This window comes from Pantoea sp. SS70, assembly GCF_029866845.1.
GTDB lineage: Bacteria > Pseudomonadota > Gammaproteobacteria > Enterobacterales > Enterobacteriaceae > Pantoea > Pantoea leporis.
Genome location: NZ_CP117199.1, coordinates 4202672 through 4223253, shown reverse-complemented (window position 1 = coordinate 4223253; position 20582 = coordinate 4202672). Strand labels below are relative to the sequence as shown.

The window sequence follows — 20582 nt, the reverse complement described above, 5'->3', positions numbered from 1 at the left end:
GGCGGACTCCACTCGTACAAAATCGATAAGAATTTTAGGCGCTAATAAATAGAAACGTAATTTTTAGACACAGACGGTTGGAAAGCGCCTGCGACCGCTATTCGCGGTAGTCTTCCCCGGCGATCGCAGCGAGGATCGTCAGCGGAAGGGCGGATCATAACGTAAAGCTGCACAGAGATCTTCCCTTTCTACACAGTTTTGATCCAATTTATCCACAGGCTACTGAAGCGATAATGAGTTTACGCTTTCTGCAAAAAAAGCCAGCGTTAATGTGGCTGAAAGCGTTAATTTTTCTGGCAAGCTCTCGTTTCCGCGCAGCAAATCTGCAAACTGATCGCAAGAAGATCCTGCGCGATCCTTGCGCTTTAACCCACAGCCCGTATAATTCCCCACCCGGCATTATTGCGTGAAGCCTTGATGCCCGGAATCAGCGGGCTGTATCTGGGTTTCCAGGTGCCGCGACCAGCGAAGTGAATTGACTCTGGACTGTACAATTATTACAATCCCGCCTCTTTATTAAAGACACATTGAGGCGTTGGTCGATTTACTGGCCCGAAAACGCGTCACCCAGTGAAAATTTTCAAGTTTAGGTAGAAATCGCCATGAAACGCACTTTTCAACCGTCCGTACTGAAGCGCAACCGTTCACACGGTTTCCGTGCTCGTATGGCAACAAAAAATGGTCGTCAGGTTCTGGCACGTCGTCGTGCTAAAGGCCGTTCTCGTCTGACCGTTTCTAAGTAATAAAGCTAACCCTCGTGGTTAAGCTCGCATTTCCCAGGGAGTTACGTTTGTTAACTCCCACTCATTTCACTTTCGTCTTCCAGCAGCCACAACGAGCCGGTACGCCGCAAATCACCATACTCGGCCGACTTAACGCGCTGGGGCATCCCCGCATCGGTCTCACCGTCGCAAAAAAACATGTAAAACGCGCCCATGAACGCAACCGGATCAAGCGATTGACCCGCGAAAGCTTTCGTCTGCGTCAACATGAGCTCCCTGCAATGGATTTTGTGATCGTGGCTAAAAAAGGGATTGCTGACCTGGATAACCGTGCGCTGACGGAAGCGTTGGAGAAACTATGGCGTCGTCACTGTCGCCTGGCTCGCGGCTCCTGATTGCCCTGATACGCGTTTATCAACGCGCCATCAGCCCACTGCTGGGACCTCATTGCCGGTTCCATCCCACCTGTTCGCAGTATGGGATTGAGGCCTTGCGCCGCTTTGGCGTTGTAAAAGGCAGTTGGTTGACGATAAAACGCGTATTAAAATGCCACCCTTTGAACCCGGGTGGTGACGATCCTGTGCCGCCAAAAACCTTTGATACCAGAGAACATTAACGATGGATTCGCAACGCAATCTCTTTCTCATCGCTTTTCTGTTCGTGTCTTTTATGATCTGGCAAGCCTGGCAGACGGACCACGCTCCGCAGCCACAGCAAACCCAGACCACGCAAAACACAAACAGCGCAGCGGGTGATGCCGCCACTTCCGGCGTGCCGGCTAGCGGACAGGGCAAAACGATCACCGTTAAGACAGATGTCCTGTCACTCAACATCAATACGCGTGGTGGCGATATTGAGCAGGCTCAGCTGCTGACTTACCCGGACAAACTGGGTTCAGATGCACCGTTCCAGCTGCTTGAAACTACACCGGCCTTCGTTTATCAGGCGCAGAGTGGCTTAACTGGCCGCAACGGCCCGGATAACCCGAACAATGGCGCACGTCCGCTGTATACCACTTCGCAAGATAGCTTCGTGATGGCAGATGGCCAGAGCGAACTGCGCGTACCGTTGACCTGGACCGGTGAAAACGGCGTGGTTTACACCAAGACTTTCGTCTTCAAGCGCGGTGAGTATGCGGTAAACGTTGACTACAACATCAACAACACCACTCAGCAGCCGCTGGAAGTGTCGATGTTTGGTCAGCTGAAGCAGACCATCGAGGTGCCTAAGCACCGCGATACCGGTAGCAACAATTTTGCTCTGCACACCTTCCGTGGCGCAGCGTACTCAACCAGCGATGCGAAATACGAAAAATATAAATTCGACACCATCGCGGATAACGAGAACCTGAACACCACCACCAGCAATGGTTGGGTGGCGATGCTGCAGCAGTACTTTGCTACCGCCTGGGTGCCGCGCACGCAGGGTAATAACACGCTGTACACCACTAACCTCGGCAATGGCGTAGCGGCAATTGGCTACAAATCTGCTCCTGTGACCGTTGGCGCAGGCGCACAGCAAGATCTCGGCGCAACGCTGTGGGTAGGCCCGGAAATTCAGGACCAGATGGCAGCCATCGCGCCTCACCTGGATCTGACCGTAGATTACGGCTGGTTGTGGTTCATCTCGCAGCCGCTGTTTAAGCTGCTGAAGTTCATCCACAGCTTTATCGGTAACTGGGGCTTCTCCATTATCGTTATCACCTTCATCGTGCGTGGCATCATGTACCCGCTGACCAAAGCGCAGTACACCTCCATGGCGAAGATGCGTATGCTGCAGCCAAAGATTCAGGCGATGCGTGAACGTCTGGGTGATGATAAGCAGAAACAGAGCCAGGAAATGATGGCGCTGTATAAGGCGGAGAAAGTGAACCCGCTGGGCGGCTGTCTGCCACTGGTTATCCAGATGCCAATCTTCCTGGCCTTGTACTACATGCTGTCAGGCTCGGTTGAACTGCGTCATGCGCCGTTTATTCTGTGGATTCATGACCTGTCAGCGCAGGATCCGTACTACATTCTGCCGATCATCATGGGTATCACCATGTTCTTCATTCAGAAGATGTCACCGACCACCGTGACCGATCCGATGCAGCAGAAGATCATGACCTACATGCCGGTGATCTTTACCGTGTTCTTCCTGTGGTTCCCATCAGGTCTGGTGCTGTACTACATCGTCAGCAATCTGGTGACCATTCTCCAGCAGCAGCTGATTTATCGCGGCCTGGAAAAACGTGGTCTGCATAGCCGCGACAAGAAGAAAGCATAACGCCTGACTGCAACCAGCAGCAGCGTATAATCAAAGGGCGACATTTATGTCGCCCTATTTTTATTTATTAATACCCTAAAAGTTTAAGGTGGAATCATGAGCCACAGCGACACTATCGTTGCCCAGGCGACGCCTCCCGGCCGTGGCGGCGTTGGCATTCTGCGTATCTCCGGCGCCAAAGCCGCTGAGGTAGCGCAAGCCGTGCTCGGCAAGCTGCCAAAGCCGCGCTATGCCGACTATCTGCCCTTTACCGACGCCGATGGCAGCGTGCTGGATCAGGGCATTGCGCTGTGGTTTCCTGGCCCGAATTCCTTCACCGGTGAAGATGTGCTGGAGCTGCAAGGCCACGGCGGCCCGGTGATTCTCGACCTGCTGCTCAAGCGCATCGTGGCGCTGCCCGGATTACGCATTGCGCAACCTGGTGAATTCTCCGAACGCGCCTTCCTTAACGACAAGCTCGATTTGGCGCAAGCCGAAGCGATTGCCGATCTGATCGATGCCAGCTCAGAGCAAGCCGCCCGCTCGGCGGTAAACTCGCTGCAGGGCGCGTTTTCCCTGCGCATCAACGCACTTGTGGAAGCGCTTACTCACCTGCGCATCTATGTGGAAGCAGCCATCGACTTCCCGGATGAGGAGATCGATTTCCTTTCCGACGGCAAAATTGAAGCGCAGCTCAATGTGGTGATCGGCGACCTCGACGGCGTGCGTGCCGAAGCGCGTCAGGGCAGCCTGCTGCGTGAAGGGATGAAAGTGGTGATTGCCGGTCGTCCCAATGCCGGAAAATCGAGCCTGCTGAATGCCTTAGCCGGACGCGAAGCGGCGATTGTTACTGATATCGCTGGCACCACGCGCGACGTCCTGCGCGAGCATATCCATATCGACGGCATGCCGCTGCACATCATCGATACTGCCGGTTTACGTGAAGCCAGCGACGAGGTCGAGCGCATTGGTATTGAACGTGCGTGGCAGGAGATCGAGCAGGCCGACCGCGTGCTGTTTATGGTCGATGGCACCACCACCGACGCGACTGAAGCCGCCGCCATCTGGCCAGATTTTGTTGCCCGTTTGCCGGAAGCGCTGCCAATTACCGTGGTGCGTAACAAAGCGGATATGACCGGCGAAGAGCTGGGCCTCACTGAAGTGAACGGTCACTCACTGATTCGTCTCTCGGCGCGCACCGGGGAAGGTGTGGAAGCGCTGCGCGATCACCTGAAACAGAGCATGGGATTTGCCGGCAATATGGAAGGTGGATTCCTCGCCCGTCGCCGCCATCTGCAAGCACTGGAGTTAGCCGCAACCCACTTGCAGCAGGGCAAGCATCAGCTGTTAGGCGCGTGGGCCGGCGAATTACTGGCAGAAGAGTTACGGTTAGCGCAGCAGGCGCTGAGCGAAATCACCGGTGAATTCACCTCAGACGATTTGCTGGGCAGAATCTTCTCCAGTTTCTGTATTGGTAAGTAATGGCCTGCGGCGTTCTCATGTCGGGTGCGCATTCACGCGCATCTGGCGCCCGGTTGACATGCGTCTTTGTTATTTGGCTCTCCCACGCCTTTGCAGTATAACGATCATTGCCCGGCGAACAGGTCCTGCTGGGTACATTCATTATTCATGCTAAATATTGGGCGCAAGTTGCTGCCTGAACAGGAGAGAAACATGAGTACAACGCTCGACAGCGTGGCGCTGAACACGCTGTTCATCGAAGCCCGCACCCACAGCTATTGGCAGGACAAACCGGTTTCTCGGGAGGTGCTGGAGCAGCTCTATCACCTGACCGCGCTGGGTCCAACCTCGGCTAACTGCTCGCCGGGCCGTTTTGTGTTTGTGACCTCGCAGGAAGGCAAAGAGAAGCTGAAACCCGCGCTCTCCTCCGGCAACGTCGACAAAACCATGTCCGCTCCGGTAACGGTGATCGTGGCGTGGGATCCTGAGTTCTATGAAGCGCTGCCGAAGCTGTTCCCGCATGGTGATGCGCGCAGCTGGTTTACCAGCAGCCCGGATCTGGCGAAAGAGACCGCGTTCCGTAACAGCAGCTTGCAGGCAGGTTATTTGATTCTGGCTGCGCGTTCGCTGGGCCTGGATGCCGGCCCGATGTCCGGTTTCGATCCGTCAAAAGTGAACGACGCCTTCTTTAGCGAGAGCAAATGGCAGGTGAACTTACTGATCAATCTCGGCTATGGCGAAGCCAGCAAACTGCACGCGCGTCTGCCGCGTCTCGGCTTTGATGAAGCCAGCACCTTTGCCTGATTGAGAAAAGGCGTCGGGCTTAGCCCACGACGCCCGTTTCAAGCGGTTATCCCAGTGAATGGAAGCCGCTGTTGAAGTAGATCATCGGCTCTGCCGCTTCACCTGGCAGAGCAATGCCCACGATACGCGCCAGCAGCACGCTGTGCGTGTTCCACTCCACTACCTTCTCCAGCTGGCAATCAAAACTCACCAGCGCATCAGCCAGAATCGGCGCGCCGGTATTCAGCGTCTGCCACGTACCGTTTTGAAAACGCTCGGCGCGGCGTGAGGATTGGCTGAACTGGGCACATAAGTCGTCATGCTGCTCACGCAGCACGTTCACGGCAAAATGGCCGGCTGCGGTAAAAGCATCATGACTGGACGCGCTACGATTCACGCATACCAGCAGGCTGGGTGGCTCAGCCGCAAGCGAACTGACCGACGTGGCAATCAGCCCAAGCTTTTCGCCCTGAAATTCGGTGGTAACCAGAGAAACACCCGCGGTTAAGCGACGCATGCCGTGACGAAACTCATCAAGCGAGATCGATTCCTGGCGAGAAATAGCGGTATCTGACATAAAAAACTCCGACGTGCCTGTTTTAACAATGCGCACAATGGGCAGATGAATTAAGAGTTAGCGCACTTTGATGTGCTGTTTTACTGCCCAAATCCTACACCACATCACACAGTTAGGCACTCAATCCGGCAGGTTTCTGCAAAAGCGTTCTATGCAAAGTTGCCAAATGGGATTGCCGCATGGCTTCGTCCTTATCTGAAATATCGCCTATTCCATCTTAAGCCGGATGCAAACCCATGAGAAAATTCTTACAATAGCACTGATGATTATTCGACCATTTTCATGGAGCGACAGATGGCTAGTCATTTTGTACGTTGGATAGGTAATCCGCCCTTTTCTTCTGAGAACATGCGGGTGCCACAAGAAGTAATCAACAGCGCTCAGCGCTTCGCTGACAAGCGTCGCGGACGCTTTCTCGCCGCACGCGAACTGCTTGCTCAGCTGATGTTACGCGTCTACGGTATCCGCGAACTCCCCGCGCTAACGACCAGCAGCAGCGGACGTCCCTGTTTTGCCGATGCCAACCTGCCCGATTTCAGCATCTCCTACGCCGGAAACACTATCGGTGTGCTGCTGGCCGAAGAAGGCGGCCGCGCCGGACTGGATATGGAAATTGTGCGCGCACACAGTCGCCAAACACAGGATATGCTGACACAGGATCTCTCCTCCGGCGAAAAAGCATGGATTAACGCGCAGCAGGATTTCATGGAAGCGCTGACGCAAATCTGGACGCTGCGCCAAAGCATTCTCAAGCTCACCGGCGCAACCGATAGCGGTATTGATTCACTGCGTTTGCATCCTGCGGCCGGTCGGCTGCGTTCCACCGTGTTCCCCGATATTCAGGCGGTGTGTGATGCTGAGCCCACGCTGGTGTGGTCGTGCGCGCTGTCGCCCGGCACCGAACGCTTACATCTGTGGGAGATTGATGGCGCGCAGCAGTGGCAAGCACTGCGCGATGTCGAGATGAGTAAACCCAATATAGGGCCGCATACGCTGCGCCTGACCAGTTTGGTCACGCCGCATGAGATGGGACATCCGTAAAAAAGGCCGCATCAGCGGCCTTTACTGTTTAGTGGGCATCGATAAAGACGATTTTCAGCACGAACAGTAGCGCGACCACCACCACGCACGGGCTGATTTCACGCCAGCGGCCGGTTCCCAACTTCATCACGCAGTAAGAGATAAAGCCCAGCGCGATACCTTCCGTGATCGAGAAGCTGAACGGCATCATCGCCGCAGTAACAAACGCTGGCACCGCTTCGGTGAGATCGTCCCACTGCACGCGTGACAGCGACGCCGTCATCAATACGCCAACGTAAATCAGCGCACCCGCCGCCGCATAAGAGGGCACCATCGCCGCCAGCGGTGACAGGAACATCACCAGCAGGAACAGAATCCCGGTGATCACCGCCATCAAGCCGGTACGACCGCCGATCGCCACACCGGACGAACTTTCAATGTAGGCGGTTACCGATGAGGTACCAATCAGCGAACCGGTCACCGAACTGATGCTATCGACGTACAGCGCCTGCTTCATGCGCGGGAAAGTGCCTTTCTCGTCGGTCAGCCCGGCTTTATCGGTCACGCCAATCAGCGTGCCGGAGGAGTCGAACAGATTGACCAGCATAAAGGAGAAGATCACCCCGGCCATGCCGATATTGAACGCGCCTTTGATATCAACCTGGCCTACAACGGATGTGATCGCAGGTGGCGCTGCGAACACGCCGCTGAATTTCACATCGCCAATGATCAAGCCTAGCGCGGTCGTCACCACAATCGACACCAGCACCGCCGCATGGATATTGCGGGAAGCCAGAATCGCGATGATGAAGAAACCCAGCGCCCCAAGCAGCACGCTGTGCGAGGTCAGATTACCCACAGCCACAATGGTATCGGCGTTTGGCACGATAATTCCGGCGTTTTTCAGCCCCATCATGGCGATAAACAGACCAATACCAGCGGTGATGCCAACACGCAGGCTGAGCGGAATGTTGGCAATCATCCAGTAACGCACGCGCAGCAGTGTGAGGATCAGCAGACCCAGCGCGCCCCAGAAAATCGCGCCCATACCAATCTGCCACGAGTATCCTATGGCCCCGACCACCACAAAGGCGAAGAAGGCGTTCAGGCCCATCGCCGGTGCCAGTGCTACCGGCAAATTCGCCACCAGCCCCATCAGAATACTGCCGAACGCGGCAATCAAGCAGGTAGTAACAAACACTGCCTGCGTATCCATGCCCGCTACACCGAGAATTTGCGGGTTAACGAAAACGATGTACACCATCGTCAGGAAAGTCGTGCAACCGGCAATCACTTCGGTACGCACGGTGGTTCCGTGTTCCTGCAGTTTGAAGATGCGCTGCAAAAGGCCCTGATTAGTCATTCCACTGTTCCGCTAAAAAATTTATCGCCGCGTATCCTATAGAGTTTAGCGTGGCAAAACACTGATTTTTCGCAACCGGTTGCTCAGGGTCGCTTTCTGCGCTCAGTGCGCTAGAGTGTCAGCTTATTGTTTAACAAAAGGATGATGTGCGATGTCGGTGGAATGTATTTTTTTTGATTGCGACGGCACGCTGGTCGACAGCGAAGTGATCTGTACGCAAGCTTACGTCAACACCTTTGCCCGCTACGGTATTGAACGCTCTCTGCAGCAGATGTTTGAGCAGTACAAAGGGGTGAAACTCTACGACATCATCCGCGATGTGGCGGCCGAACATCAGGTTGAGTTACCACTCGAAGAGGTGGAAACCGCCTATCGCGCCGAAGTGGCGAGATTGTTTGATCTCGATTTGAAGCCAATTGCCGGTGCCAAAGCGCTGGTGGAAAGTGTCAACGTGCCGATGTGTGTGGTTTCAAACGGCACGGTGAAGAAGATGCAGCATTCACTGGGATTGACCGGCATGCTGCCGTATCTCGATGGCAAGCTGTACAGCGGGTATGACATTAACCACTGGAAGCCGGATCCGGAATTGATGTATCACGCCGCCGAGCAGATGCAGGTGCCGATTGAGAAGTGCATTCTGGTGGATGATTCCGAAGCGGGCGCGCGTGCCGGGATCGCGGCCGGGATTCCGGTGTTTTACTACTGCGCAGATGCGCACAATCCCGAACTCGATCATCCGCTGGTGACGCGCTTTGATGATATGGCGCAGTTGCCGGATTTGTGGCGCGCGCGTGGCTGGGATTTGGTGGGGTAGAGCTCGTTTTCCCCCCTCCTTGGTTTGTGCTGGCTGTCCCCCTCCTCGGTCCTCCCCCATGAATGGGGGAGGAAGATGCTGCCATATGCCAGCTCAGAAGTTGCATGTGGCAGCATCTCCTTCCCCCATTCATGGGGGAAGGCCGGGATGGGGGACAGCCAGCACAACCCAAATCAGCCAATCGCCCCTAACGAATCCTCGTTGCTCTGCTTCTTCGGTAGCAGGAACAGCGTGGCGGCGATATCCAGCAGATAAATCAGCGCCAGCAGCGTGATCGCCGCGGTGAAAGAGATATTGGTCGCCAGCAGGCCAATCACCAATGGACCAAACCCGCCTACGCCACGCCCCAAATTAAACAACACGTTCTGCGCTGTTGCGCGCGCCTGCGGTGGGAAAGTATCGGAAATCAGCGCGCCGTAGCCGCCGATCATGCCGTTCACAAACATCCCCATCAGCGCGCCGGTAAACAGCATCACCGTAGGATCGCGCAGCTGCGCATACACCACCACCATCACCACCGCGCCAAACTGATACAGCAGGAAGATTTTCCAGCGCGCGAAGCGATCGGCCAGCACGCCAAACAGCCAGATGCCGAACGTCATGCCCACCACCGTCACCGCGGTCCACAAGCCTGATTTGGTCAGGCTGAAACCGAAGCTGGACGACAGATAGCTCGGCATCCAAATCATCAATCCGTAGTAACCAAAGTTCTGCACCGAGCAGAGAATGAAAATCCCCAGGCTGGCTTTACTGGTGGCGCGATCGGCAAACAGCAATTTAAGACGTGCGCCAAAGGAGAGCTGCGGCGTTTTCTCAACGTGGCGGGTAAAGCTCTCCGGCTCGCCCATGCTGCGGCGAATCACAAACGAGACCAGCGCCGGCAGCAAACCGACGAGGAACATGCCGCGCCAGCCAATCACGCTCAGCAGCGGCGGCGTGATAAAGGCCGCCAGCAGCACACCGAGCTGCCAGCCAATGCCCACCCACGCCGAGGCGCGGTTGCGCTTCTCTTTCGGCCAGGCTTCGGCAATCAGCGCCATGCCGATGCCGAACTCGCCGCCCAATCCCACGCCCGCCAGCGTGCGGTACACCAGCAGATCCCAATAACCCTGCGCCACGGCGCACAAGCCAGTGAATACCGAGAACACCAGAATAGTGACGGTAAGGATACGGATGCGGCCATAACGATCGCTCAGATGACCAAACACGATGCCGCCGATCACTGCGCCAATCAGCGTCCAGGTGACCAGCGAACCGGCCTGAGACGGATCGAGCGCCAGCGAGACGCTGATCGCCGGCAGCATAAAGCCAAGAATCAGCAGATCAAATCCGTCCATCGCGTAGCCGCTGATAGCCGCCACCATGGCTTTCGCCGGTGTAATGGCTTGTTTTTTAGGAGTTGGGGAAGACATGTAACAGCACCTGGCAGAAAAAAGTGCGCCAAGTATAAAGAGAGGGAATCGATGAGAACAGACAGAATTTAAGCAGGCGGCCCGTTAGCCACAGTGGCAACGGGCCGCCGACGCATCAATCAAGAGGGTTTATTGCTGCCGTCATCGCCCGACAGCAGTTCATCCAGCTTGTCGCCGCCCACATGACGGAAATCCTGACCTTTGACGAAATAGAAGATAATTTCGCAGATGTTCTGGCAGCGATCGCCGATACGCTCGATGGCGCGCGCGCAGAACAGCGCGGTCAGCACGCTTGGGATAGTGCGCGGATCTTCCATCATGTAGGTCATCAGCTGACGCACGATGCCTTCGTACTCTTTATCCACCTTCTTATCTTCGCGGTAGATTTTGATGGCTTCGTTGAGATCCATGCGCGCGAACGCATCCAGCACGTCGTGCAGCATCTGCACGGTGTGATGACCAAGCGCTTCAAGGCTCACCAGCAGCGGCAGATGCTGCTGGCTGAACTTCTCCAGCGCGGTGCGGCTGATTTTTTCCGCCACATCGCCAATGCGTTCCAGCTCAGAAATGGTCTTGATGATCGCCATTACCAGGCGCAAATCGCTGGCGGTCGGCTGGCGTTTGGCGATGATGCGCACACAGGCTTCATCAATCTCCACTTCCATCATGTTGACCTTCTGGTCGCCGTCGATGACGTGACGCGCCAGCTCGCCATCCTGGTTGTGCATCGCGGTGATGGCGTCCATCAGCTGCTTCTCAACCATGCCGCCCATGATCATCACTTGCGTGCGAATGTGCTCCAGCTCCGCGTTGAACTGACCGGAGATGTGTTTGTTCAGATTTAAATTATCCATGTGCGTCTCCTGAATCAGCCGTAACGACCGGTGATGTAATCTTCGGTCTGCTTCTTTGCGGGCTTAGTGAACAAGGTATCGGTATCGCTGAACTCAATCAGCTCGCCCAGATACATAAAAGCGGTGTGGTCAGAACAACGCGCAGCCTGCTGCATGTTGTGAGTCACGATCACCACAGTGTAATCCTGCTTCAGTTCGGTGATCAGCTCTTCAATACGACCGGTTGAGATCGGATCCAGCGCGGAGCAAGGTTCATCCAGCAACAGCACTTCCGGGCGAATCGCGATGCCGCGGGCGATGCACAAACGCTGCTGCTGACCGCCGGAAAGACTGTAACCGCTCTGATGCAGCTTGTCTTTGGTTTCATTCCACAGCGCGGCTTTGGTCAGCGCCCACTGCACGCGCTCATCCATATCGGCACGCGACAGCTTCTCAAACAGCCGCACGCCGAAGGCGATGTTGTCATAAATCGACATCGGGAATGGCGTAGGCTTCTGGAACACCATACCGACGCGGGCGCGCAGCAGGGCGATATCCTGATTGGAAGCCAGAATGTTATCGCCATCCAGCAGGATGTCACCTTCGGCACGCTGCTCCGGATAGAGCGAGTACATTTTGTTGAAGGTGCGCAGCAAAGTGGATTTACCGCAACCTGATGGGCCGATAAACGCGGTCACCTGATTTTTGGTGATATCCAGATTGATGTTTTTCAGCGCGTGAAACTTACCGTAATAGAAGTTCAGATTACGGACCTGAATTTTACCGGCTGATGAAGTCACGTTACTCATTCTCGTCTCTCATAAGCAGCGCCGCCGAAGCCGCGCTGGGAAATTAGTGTTTGCCCTTGGCGAAAACCACACGCGCCACAATGTTCAGCAGCAGCACGCACACGGTAATAATCAGCACACCCGCCCACGCCAGGCTTTGCCACTCGGCAAACGGGCTCATGGCGAATTTAAAGATGGTGACCGGCAGGTTAGCGATCGGCTGCATCATGTCGGTGCTCCAGAACTGGTTCGACAGCGCAGTAAACAGCAGCGGTGCGGTTTCACCGGCAATACGCGCCACGGCCAACAGCACACCGGTGATGATGCCGGAAACCGAGGCTTTCAGCGTAATCGCCGAAATCATTTTCCACTTCGGCGTACCCAGCGCATAAGCCGCTTCACGCATGCTGTCGGGTACCAGACGCAGCATATTTTCGGAGGTACGAATCACAATCGGGATTTGCAGCAGCGCCAGCGCTACTACGCCGGCCCAACCGGAGAAGTGCTGCATCTGCGATACCACAATGGTGTAAACAAACAGGCCCACCACAATCGACGGTGCTGACAGCAGAATGTCGTTGATGAAGCGAATCACTTCCGCCAGCCAGTGTTTACGGCCATATTCCGCCAGATAAATCCCAGCCATGATGCCGAGCGGCGTTCCGATGATCGTCGACCAGAAAATCAGTAAACCGCTGCCGAGTAAGGCGTTGGCTAAACCACCGCCTGCGGTGTTGGGCGGCGGTGTCGATTCGGTAAACAGCTCCCAGCTCAACCCATCAACGCCGCGCGTAACGGTGGTGAACAGAATCCACACCAGCCAGAACAGACCGAATGCCATGGTCATCAGCGACAGCGTCAGGGCAATTTTGTTTTTAGTACTGCGCCATGCCTGCATTTTGCGGCGCGAGGCTTCCAGCTCAGCGCGAGCCTGAACTTCAATAGCGGTCATGAACGGGCTCCTTCACTCTTCGCCAGACGCAGGATCATCAGTTTGGAGATCGCCAGCACGATAAAGGTAATCACGAACAGAATCAGACCCAGTTCCATCAGTGCTGCAACGTGGACACCCGATTCCGCTTCAGCGAATTCGTTGGCCAGCGCGGAAGTAATACTGTTGCCCGGCATAAACAGCGAAGCGCTGTCGAGCTGGTAGGTGTTACCGATGATAAAGGTCACCGCCATGGTTTCACCCAACGCGCGGCCCAGGCCAAGCATCACGCCGCCGATCACGCCGTTTTTGGTGAACGGCAGCACGATGCGCCAGATCACTTCCCACGTGGTGCAGCCGATGCCGTAAGCCGACTCTTTCATCATCACCGGCGTTTGTTCAAATACGTCGCGCATCACCGAGGCGATGTACGGAATGATCATGATGGCGAGAATCACGCCCGCCGCCAGAATACCGATACCGAATGCCGGGCCCGAGAATAGCGTGCCGACAATCGGGATATTCGCCATCACGTTGCCAACCGGCGTCTGGAAATATTCGGCGAACAGCGGCGCGAAAACAAACAGGCCCCACATGCCGTACACGATGCTGGGGATGGCCGCCAGCAGCTCAATGGCGGTGCCCAGCGGGCGACGCAGCCAGCCTGGCGCCAGTTCGGTCAGGAACAGCGCGATGCCGAAGCTCACCGGCACGGCAATGATCAAGGCAATAATCGAGGTGACGAGGGTGCCGTAAATCGGTACCAGCGCACCAAATTGTTCGTTTGGCGCATCCCAGGTTTTGTTCCACAGGAAAGAGAAACCAAATTTTTGGATGCTTGGCCAGGAGGAGAAAATCAGGGAGACGATAATGCCGCCCATCAACAGCAACACGATAAGCGCGGATAGCTTCACCAGCGCGCCGAAAATCATGTCGCCTTGTTTACCGGGGGCTTTGAACGTCGGCTTAGTGGCAGCCATAGAATTCTCTGTTCTCAGGGGGATGTCAGGGCGGCACGCAGGCCGCCCATTGGGGTTGGCCAACCGTCTCGGCTGGCCGGGTCAATCTGTTACTGGTACAGCGCTTTACCGGAGCTATCTTTGATGTTCGCTTTCCACGCTGCACGAATCTGGTTAGCTACGCTTTCTGGCAGCGCGGCGTAATCCAGGTCGGTTGCGGTTTTGCTGCCACCTTTGTATGCCCAGTCGAAGAACTTCAGCACTTCGCTACCTTTCTCCGCATTCGCCTGATCTTTGTAGATCAGGATGAAGGTGGTTGAGGTGATCGGCCATGCATCGTTGCCTTTCTGGAAGGTCAGATCCTGAGCAAAGGTTTTGCTCCAGTCTGCGCCTTTCGCGGCGTTAGCAAAGCTCTCTTCACTTGGTGCGACCGCTTTACCGTCGGCATCAACCAGTTTGGTGTAGGTCAGGTTGTTCTGCTTGGCGTAAGCGTATTCCACATAGCCAATTGAACCCGGCAGACGCTGTACAAACGCGGCCACGCCGTCGTTACCTTTACCGCCCAGACCGGTTGGCCAGTTAACGGTGTTACCTTTACCAATTTTGCTGTTCCACTCTTCGTTCACTTTTGCCAGGTAGCTGGTGAAGACGAAAGAAGTACCGGAACCGTCAGCGCGGCGAACCACGTTGATGTTGGAATCTGGCAGTTTCACGCCTGGGTTCAGTTTAGTGATCGCCGGGTCGTTCCACTTTTTGATGGTGCCGAGGTAGATGTCGCCCACAGTTTTACCGTCAAGAGTCAGTTCACCGGATTTCACACCTGGGATGTTAACCGCCAGCACCACACCACCGATGACGGTAGGGAACTGGAACAGGCCGTTTTTCTGCAGATCTTCTTCTTTCATTGGCGCATCAGACGCACCGAAATCGACGGTTTTCGCGATGATTTGCTTCACGCCGCCGGAAGAACCAATACCCTGATAGTTGATTTTGCTACCGGTGGCTTGCTGGTACTCGGCTGCCCACTTGGCATAAACCGGCGCCGGGAATGTCCCGCCTGCGCCCGTCAGATCGGTGGCTGCAAAAGCAGAAACCGCGCTTACTGCGAAGGTGGCGGCGAGGATTCGGGCTACGGTGCTACGCATCAGTGTCATGTTCCCTCCAGGGGATTCAAAAAAATCAGGCTCAATGCCTTTTTAGTAGGAGTCAGTGATTGCTGCTGGAGGGAAAATAGGACAGTTTGATGACAGTGAAATGTACGAAATGTGACAGTTATATGACAGCGTGCAGAAATGAAGCGGGCCCGTTGCGAGCCCACTCTTGTTACTGATTATTCAACGGTAACCGATTTCGCCAGGTTACGCGGCTGGTCAACATCGGTACCTTTAATCAGCGCCACATGGTACGAGAGCAGCTGTAACGGCACGGTGTAGAAGATCGGTGCAATCACCTCTTCTACGTGCGGCAGGGAGATGATTTTCATGCCATCGCTGTCGCTGAAACCGGCATCCTGATCGGCAAACACATACAGCAAACCGCCGCGCGCGCGTACCTCTTCAATATTGGATTTCAGCTTCTCCAGCAGTTCGTTGTTGGGCGCGACCACGATCACTGGCATATCCGCATCAATCAGCGCCAGCGGGCCGTGCTTCAGCTCGCCCGCCGCATAGGCTTCGGCGTGGATATAGGAGATCTCTTTCAGCTTCAGCGCGCCTTCCATCGCGATCGGATACTGATCGCCACGGCCAAGGAACAGCGCGTGATGCTTATCAGAGAAACCTTCCGCCAGGTTTTCGATCACTTTGTCCTGCGCCAGCATCTGTTCGATGCGGCTCGGCAAGGCCTGCAGCGCGTGCACAATCTCGTGCTCGGTTTCGGCTTTCATGCCGTGCAGACGACCGAGTTTCGCCACCAGCATCAGCAATACTGCCAGCTGCGTGGTGAAGGCTTTGGTGGATGCCACGCCAATTTCAGTGCCGGCTTTGGTCATCAGCGCTAAATCGGATTCACGCACCAGCGATGAACCGGCCACGTTACAGATTGCCAGCGAACCGAGATAACCCAGCTCTTTCGACAGGCGCAGCGCCGCCAGCGTATCGGCGGTTTCACCCGATTGTGACAGCGTGATCAGCAGGCTATTTTTACGCACTGCAGATTTGCGATAACGGAATTCCGAGGCGATTTCCACATCACAAGGCAGGTTAGCCAGCGACTCAAACCAGTAACGCGAAACCATGCCGGAGTTGTATGACGTACCGCAGGCGATGATCTGAATATGTTCGACCTGGCTCAACAGCGTCTCAGCATCCGGGCCCAGCTCGCTGAGATCGACTTCGCCGTGATTAAAACGACCGGTGATGGTGTTTTTGATCGCGTTCGGCTGCTCGTAAATCTCTTTCTGCATGTAGTGACGATAGATGCCTTTGTCGCCAGCATCGTACTGCGCGGTCGATTCGATTTCAGCGCGCTTAGTGGTTTTACCGTCACGATCGATGATGGTGACTTCGCGGCGGGTGATCTCGGCAATATCACCCTCTTCCAGATAGATGAAGCGACGCGTCACTGGCAGCAGCGCCAGCTGATCGGAAGCGATAAAGTTTTCACCCACGCCACGGCCAATCACCAGCGGACTGCCGGAGCGCGCCGCCACCAGCAGCGAAGGATCGCGGCTGTCCATGATCACCATGCCATACGCACCGCGCAGCTGCGGAATGACGCGCAGCACCACTTCACGCAGTGTGCCGCCTTGCTTCTGCTCCCAATGCACCAGATGCGCCACCACTTCGGTGTCGGTTTCTGAGGCAAAGTGATAGCCGCGCTCAAGCAACTGCGCGCGCAGCGGCTCATGGTTTTCAATGATGCCGTTGTGCACGATGATGATGTGCTCGGAAACGTGCGGATGCGCATTGGCCTCCGACGGTTCTCCGTGTGTCGCCCAGCGCGTGTGTGCGATACCGGTGCCGCCAATCAGCGGCTGCTGCTCTGCGGCTTCCGCCAGGTTCTGCACTTTACCCAGACGACGCAGGCGCGTCATATGGCCCTGACGATCGACGACGGCTAATCCCGCGGAGTCATAACCGCGATACTCAAGACGACGCAAACCTTCCAGCAGAATTTCTGCGATGTCACGCTGCGCTACTGCACCAACAATTCCACACATAGTAATTTCCTGACTTCATGGCTTTCGGCCATTGCGTTGTCATACGACCTGATTTCCCCGAGCCTTGTAGAGAGTGGGGATATTTTTTTATGGCACTGCTAACAGGCCGATCGTTGTCGGCCTTTAAAATTTATTTTTTCTTAACAGGACGCTGCCAGCCCGATTTTTGATTCTGTTCTTTACGGTTGTAGACCAGATCCGCAGCTAACACATCTTTCATTATCGTGGTGCCCGCGGCGATGGTCGCACCGCTCGCCACGCTGACTGGCGCCACCAGTTGGGTATCCGAACCGATAAACACGTTGTCGCCAATGATGGTTTTGGATTTGTTGGCGCCATCATAGTTACAGGTAATGGTACCCGCACCGATATTCACGCCCGCGCCAATTTCCGCATCGCCGAGATAAGAGAGATGACCGGCTTTGGAGCCTTTGCCGAGCGTGGCTTTCTTCATCTCTACAAAGTTGCCCACATGCGCCGCTTCCGCCAACTCGCTGCCCGGACGCAGACGCGCAAAAGGCCCAACCGTACAAGCAGCGGCTAACGTGGCATCTTCGATCACCGAATAAGGGCTGATTTCACAGTCGTCAGCAATCACGCTGTTTTTGATGATGCAGCCGGCACCGATTTTGACGCGGTTGCCGAGCGTGACTTTGCCTTCGATGATCACATTGGTGTCGATCTCCACATCGCGGCCGTGTTGCAACGCACCGCGCAGATCGAAACGCGCCGGATCGCGCAGCATCACACCCGCCAGCAGCAGCTTTTCTGCCTGCTCGCTTTGGTAGACACGCTCAAGCGTTGCCAGCTGCAGGCGATTGTTGACGCCATCGGTTTCGCTGATGCGCGCCGGATGCACCGCATTGATCACGCGGCCTTCGTGGTGCGCCATGGCGATGATGTCGGTGATATAGAATTCGCCCTGCGCATTATTGTTGTTAAGTTGTGCCAGCCAGCGCTTGAGGTCGCCACCGTTGGCAATCAGAATGCCGGTGTTAATTTCCTGAATTTTAAGCTGTTCTGGCGAGGCATCTTTCTGCTCAATGATGCCGATCACCGTGCCGTTTTCACGCACGATACGACCGTAGCCGGTTGGGTTATCCAGAACTACGGTGAGTAAGCCAATGCCGCCCGCGGGTTTCGCGTCGCGCAGACGTTGCAAACTGGCCTGCGAGATCAGCGGCACGTCGCCGTACAGCATCAGAATATCTTCGTTATCGGCAAAGAAGGGTGCCGCCTGCTGCATCGCATGACCAGTACCCAGTTGCTCGGCCTGCAGCACCCAGTTGAGTGCGTTATGCGCTAACGTTGACTGCAGTAAATCTCCGCCGTGGCCGTAAACCAGATGGATCTGCTGGGCGCCCAAACCGGTTGCGGCATCAATAACATGCTGAACCATTGGTTTACCTGCAAGGGTGTGCAGTACTTTGGGCAGGTCGGAATACATTCGGGTGCCTTTGCCAGCGGCTAAGATCACCACACTCATCGCGTTCGTAGACATAACTATCCTGATTCTCTTCAACTTTCGAAAGTGTAAGGTTTAACCCCGAGATTACTACATTTTTCTCGGGTCGAAATTAGCCGGGCTCAGCGCCAGGCGGCAAATTTTGGGCAAAAAAAATGCCAACCCAAAGGGCTGGCATTTCGTGACGCATAAAGCCTGATTACATCGCTTTTTTGGTCAGCTCGATGACACGCAGTTTCGCGATGGCTTTCGCCAGTTCCGCAGAAGCCTGAGCATAATCCACGTCGCCGTGGCTGCTGTTCATGTGCTCTTCCGCTTTACGTTTCGCTTCCAGCGCGCGCGCTTCGTCGAGGTCTTCACCGCGAATCGCGGTGTCGGCCAGAACGGTGGTGCTGCCAGGCTGAACTTCCAGCACGCCGCCAGAGAGGTAAATAAACTCCTCTTCGCCGTGCTGTTTCACGATGTGAATCATACCAGGCTTGATGGCTGTCAGCAGCGGGGCGTGGCCAGGACGAATCCCCAGCTCACCTTCGCTACCTGACACCTGGATACGCTCGACCAGACCGGAGAACATTTGTTGCTCCGCGCTGACCACGTCCAGATGATAAGTCATAGCCATACCATTCCTCCTGGGAAACCTAAATTACAGTTTCTTCGCTTTTTCTACGGCTTCTTCGATAGCGCCGACCATGTAGAACGCCTGCTCTGGCAGGTGGTCGAATTCGCCTTCCATGATGCCTTTGAAGCCACGGATGGTGTCTTTCAGGGTGACGTACTTACCTGGAGAACCGGTGAAGACTTCAGCAACGAAGAACGGCTGAGACAGGAAGCGCTGAATCTTACGCGCACGTGCCACCAACAGTTTGTCTTCTTCAGACAACTCGTCCATACCCAGGATAGCGATGATGTCTTTCAGTTCCTGGTAACGCTGCAGCAGAGACTGCACGCCACGCGCAACGTCATAGTGCTCCTGACCCACGATCAGTGGATCCAGCTGACGGCTGGTAGAATCCAGCGGGTCAACGGCTGGGTAGATACCCAGAGAGGCGATCTGACGGCTCAGCGTAACGGTTGAGTCTAAGTGAGCAAAGGTGGTTGCTGGTGACGGGTCAGTCAAGTCATCCGCAGGAACGTAAACGGCCTGTACAGAGGTGATTGAACCGGTCTTCGTGGAGGTAATACGCTCCTGCAACACACCCATCTCTTCTGCCAGCGTTGGCTGATAGCCTACCGCAGATGGCATACGACCCAACAGTGCTGATACTTCAGTACCGGCCAGGGTGTAACGATAGATGTTGTCGATGAACAGCAGAACGTCACGGCCTTCATCACGGAATTTTTCCGCCATGGTCAAACCGGTCAGTGCTACGCGCAGACGGTTACCCGGCGGCTCGTTCATCTGGCCATACACCAGCGCTACTTTATCGATAACGTTGGAGTCAGTCATTTCGTGGTAGAAGTCGTTACCCTCACGAGTACGCTCACCCACACCAGCAAATACCGAATAACCTGAGTGCTCAGCCGCGATGTTACGGATCAGCTCCATCATGTTTACGGTTTTACCTACACCCGCACCACCGAACAGACCGACTTTACCGCCCTTAGCGAACGGACACATCAGGTCGATAACCTTGATGCCGGTTTCCAGCAGTTCCTGCGAGTTAGACTGATCTTCATACGAAGGTGCTGCACGGTGAATAGAGGAAACCTCTACTACAGTGCCGTCGTCATTCTGCAGGTCGCCTTTCATGTCGATTGGCTCACCCAATACGTTCATGATACGGCCGAGGGTTGCTTTACCAACCGGAACCTGGATAGGTTTTTTCAGGTCGGTAACTTCCAGACCGCGCTTCAGGCCGTCAGAAGTACCCATGGCGATGGTACGAACCACGCCACCACCCAGCTGCTGCTGAACTTCCAGCACCAGACGAGCATCACCATTTTTCACCTCGAGAGCGCTGTATACCTGCGGTACCGCGTCCTGAGGGAATTCGACGTCAACTACGGCGCCGATAATCTGGACAATCTTTCCAGCTGCCATCTTGAATCC

20 protein-coding genes are annotated in these 20582 nt (G+C 55.4%); 8 read left to right on the top strand and 12 right to left on the bottom strand.

Annotation, left to right across the window (positions count from 1 at the left end; translation table 11 throughout):
• Nucleotides 1-602 precede the first annotated feature (602 nt).
• The 6 genes from rpmH to PO881_RS19545 all read left to right on the top strand — a co-directional run bounded on the left by rpmH (nucleotide 603) and on the right by PO881_RS19545 (nucleotide 5231).
• Nucleotides 603-743: a 50S ribosomal protein L34 gene (gene rpmH, locus PO881_RS19570; protein ID WP_003849659.1), complete on the top strand. Its 141-nt coding sequence runs from the start codon at nucleotides 603-605 to the stop codon at nucleotides 741-743.
• Between the two features lie 14 nt (nucleotides 744-757).
• Nucleotides 758-1117 (top strand): ribonuclease P protein component, encoded by a 360-nt coding sequence (rnpA, locus tag PO881_RS19565; protein WP_036648555.1) that lies wholly within the window; start codon nucleotides 758-760, stop codon nucleotides 1115-1117.
• Nucleotides 1081-1338 carry a membrane protein insertion efficiency factor YidD gene (gene yidD / locus PO881_RS19560; protein ID WP_007893564.1) on the top strand — a complete coding sequence of 86 codons (258 nt, stop codon included), beginning with the start codon at nucleotides 1081-1083 and terminating at the stop codon, nucleotides 1336-1338. The genes rnpA and yidD overlap by 37 nt, the downstream gene beginning before the upstream one ends.
• Nucleotides 1339-1340: 2 nt before the next feature.
• A complete protein-coding gene (gene yidC, locus PO881_RS19555) occupies nucleotides 1341-2987 on the top strand; it encodes a membrane protein insertase YidC (protein WP_101763898.1) in 1647 nt (548 codons plus the stop codon).
• Nucleotides 2988-3083: 96 nt separating this feature from the next.
• Nucleotides 3084-4448 carry a tRNA uridine-5-carboxymethylaminomethyl(34) synthesis GTPase MnmE gene (mnmE, locus tag PO881_RS19550; RefSeq protein ID WP_137386828.1) on the top strand — a complete coding sequence of 455 codons (1365 nt, stop codon included), beginning with the start codon at nucleotides 3084-3086 and terminating at the stop codon, nucleotides 4446-4448.
• Nucleotides 4449-4640: 192 nt separating this feature from the next.
• A complete protein-coding gene (locus PO881_RS19545; protein WP_137386827.1) occupies nucleotides 4641-5231 on the top strand; it encodes a malonic semialdehyde reductase in 591 nt (196 codons plus the stop codon).
• A 46-nt stretch (nucleotides 5232-5277) separates the two neighbouring features.
• Here the strand turns inward: PO881_RS19545 and PO881_RS19540 are convergent, their stop codons facing one another.
• Entirely contained in the window at nucleotides 5278-5787 is a 510-nt protein-coding gene (locus PO881_RS19540) for a flavin reductase family protein (protein WP_192414279.1), read from the bottom strand.
• A gap of 294 nt (nucleotides 5788-6081) precedes the next feature.
• On the opposite strand from PO881_RS19540, the gene PO881_RS19535 reads away from it, so the two are divergent.
• Nucleotides 6082-6828, top strand: a complete 747-nt coding sequence (locus tag PO881_RS19535) for a 4'-phosphopantetheinyl transferase superfamily protein (RefSeq protein WP_280172264.1) — start codon at nucleotides 6082-6084, stop codon at nucleotides 6826-6828.
• Between the two features lie 28 nt (nucleotides 6829-6856).
• On the opposite strand, the gene PO881_RS19530 is transcribed toward PO881_RS19535, so the two are convergent.
• The gene (locus tag PO881_RS19530) at nucleotides 6857-8170 is read right to left on the bottom strand and encodes an NCS2 family permease (RefSeq protein ID WP_280172263.1); all 1314 of its coding nucleotides are present in this window, start codon (nucleotides 8168-8170) and stop codon (nucleotides 6857-6859) included.
• A 151-nt stretch (nucleotides 8171-8321) separates the two neighbouring features.
• Between PO881_RS19530 and yieH the strand changes: the two genes are divergently transcribed.
• Nucleotides 8322-8984 (top strand): 6-phosphogluconate phosphatase, encoded by a 663-nt coding sequence (gene yieH, locus PO881_RS19525; protein WP_280172262.1) that lies wholly within the window; start codon nucleotides 8322-8324, stop codon nucleotides 8982-8984.
• Nucleotides 8985-9157: 173 nt separating this feature from the next.
• Here yieH and PO881_RS19520 read toward each other — a convergent pair whose 3' ends face one another.
• The 10 genes from PO881_RS19520 to atpD form a co-directional block, all read right to left on the bottom strand.
• Nucleotides 9158-10396, bottom strand: coding sequence for an MFS transporter (locus tag PO881_RS19520; RefSeq protein ID WP_101763904.1), 1239 nt, complete (start codon nucleotides 10394-10396; stop codon nucleotides 9158-9160).
• 119 nt (nucleotides 10397-10515) lie between these two features.
• Nucleotides 10516-11250 carry a phosphate signaling complex protein PhoU gene (gene phoU / locus PO881_RS19515; RefSeq protein WP_007893583.1) on the bottom strand — a complete coding sequence of 245 codons (735 nt, stop codon included), beginning with the start codon at nucleotides 11248-11250 and terminating at the stop codon, nucleotides 10516-10518.
• Between the two features lie 14 nt (nucleotides 11251-11264).
• Nucleotides 11265-12038: a phosphate ABC transporter ATP-binding protein PstB gene (pstB, locus tag PO881_RS19510; protein ID WP_101763905.1), complete on the bottom strand. Its 774-nt coding sequence runs from the start codon at nucleotides 12036-12038 to the stop codon at nucleotides 11265-11267.
• A 43-nt stretch (nucleotides 12039-12081) separates the two neighbouring features.
• Nucleotides 12082-12969 (bottom strand): phosphate ABC transporter permease PstA, encoded by an 888-nt coding sequence (gene pstA, locus PO881_RS19505; RefSeq protein WP_101763906.1) that lies wholly within the window; start codon nucleotides 12967-12969, stop codon nucleotides 12082-12084.
• Entirely contained in the window at nucleotides 12966-13928 is a 963-nt protein-coding gene (gene pstC / locus PO881_RS19500; protein WP_101763907.1) for a phosphate ABC transporter permease PstC, read from the bottom strand. Before pstC ends, pstA begins: the two co-directional genes overlap by 4 nt.
• Before the next feature lie 89 nt (nucleotides 13929-14017).
• Nucleotides 14018-15061 (bottom strand): phosphate ABC transporter substrate-binding protein PstS, encoded by a 1044-nt coding sequence (pstS, locus tag PO881_RS19495; protein ID WP_049852409.1) that lies wholly within the window; start codon nucleotides 15059-15061, stop codon nucleotides 14018-14020.
• A gap of 176 nt (nucleotides 15062-15237) precedes the next feature.
• The gene (gene glmS, locus PO881_RS19490; RefSeq protein WP_222185620.1) at nucleotides 15238-17067 is read right to left on the bottom strand and encodes a glutamine--fructose-6-phosphate transaminase (isomerizing); all 1830 of its coding nucleotides are present in this window, start codon (nucleotides 17065-17067) and stop codon (nucleotides 15238-15240) included.
• Between the two features lie 130 nt (nucleotides 17068-17197).
• A complete protein-coding gene (glmU, locus tag PO881_RS19485; protein WP_280172261.1) occupies nucleotides 17198-18568 on the bottom strand; it encodes a bifunctional UDP-N-acetylglucosamine diphosphorylase/glucosamine-1-phosphate N-acetyltransferase GlmU in 1371 nt (456 codons plus the stop codon).
• Between the two features lie 163 nt (nucleotides 18569-18731).
• Nucleotides 18732-19151 (bottom strand): F0F1 ATP synthase subunit epsilon, encoded by a 420-nt coding sequence (locus tag PO881_RS19480; protein ID WP_008106717.1) that lies wholly within the window; start codon nucleotides 19149-19151, stop codon nucleotides 18732-18734.
• Nucleotides 19152-19175: 24 nt separating this feature from the next.
• Nucleotides 19176-20573: a F0F1 ATP synthase subunit beta gene (gene atpD, locus PO881_RS19475; RefSeq protein WP_008106718.1), complete on the bottom strand. Its 1398-nt coding sequence runs from the start codon at nucleotides 20571-20573 to the stop codon at nucleotides 19176-19178.
• Nucleotides 20574-20582 lie beyond the last annotated feature (9 nt).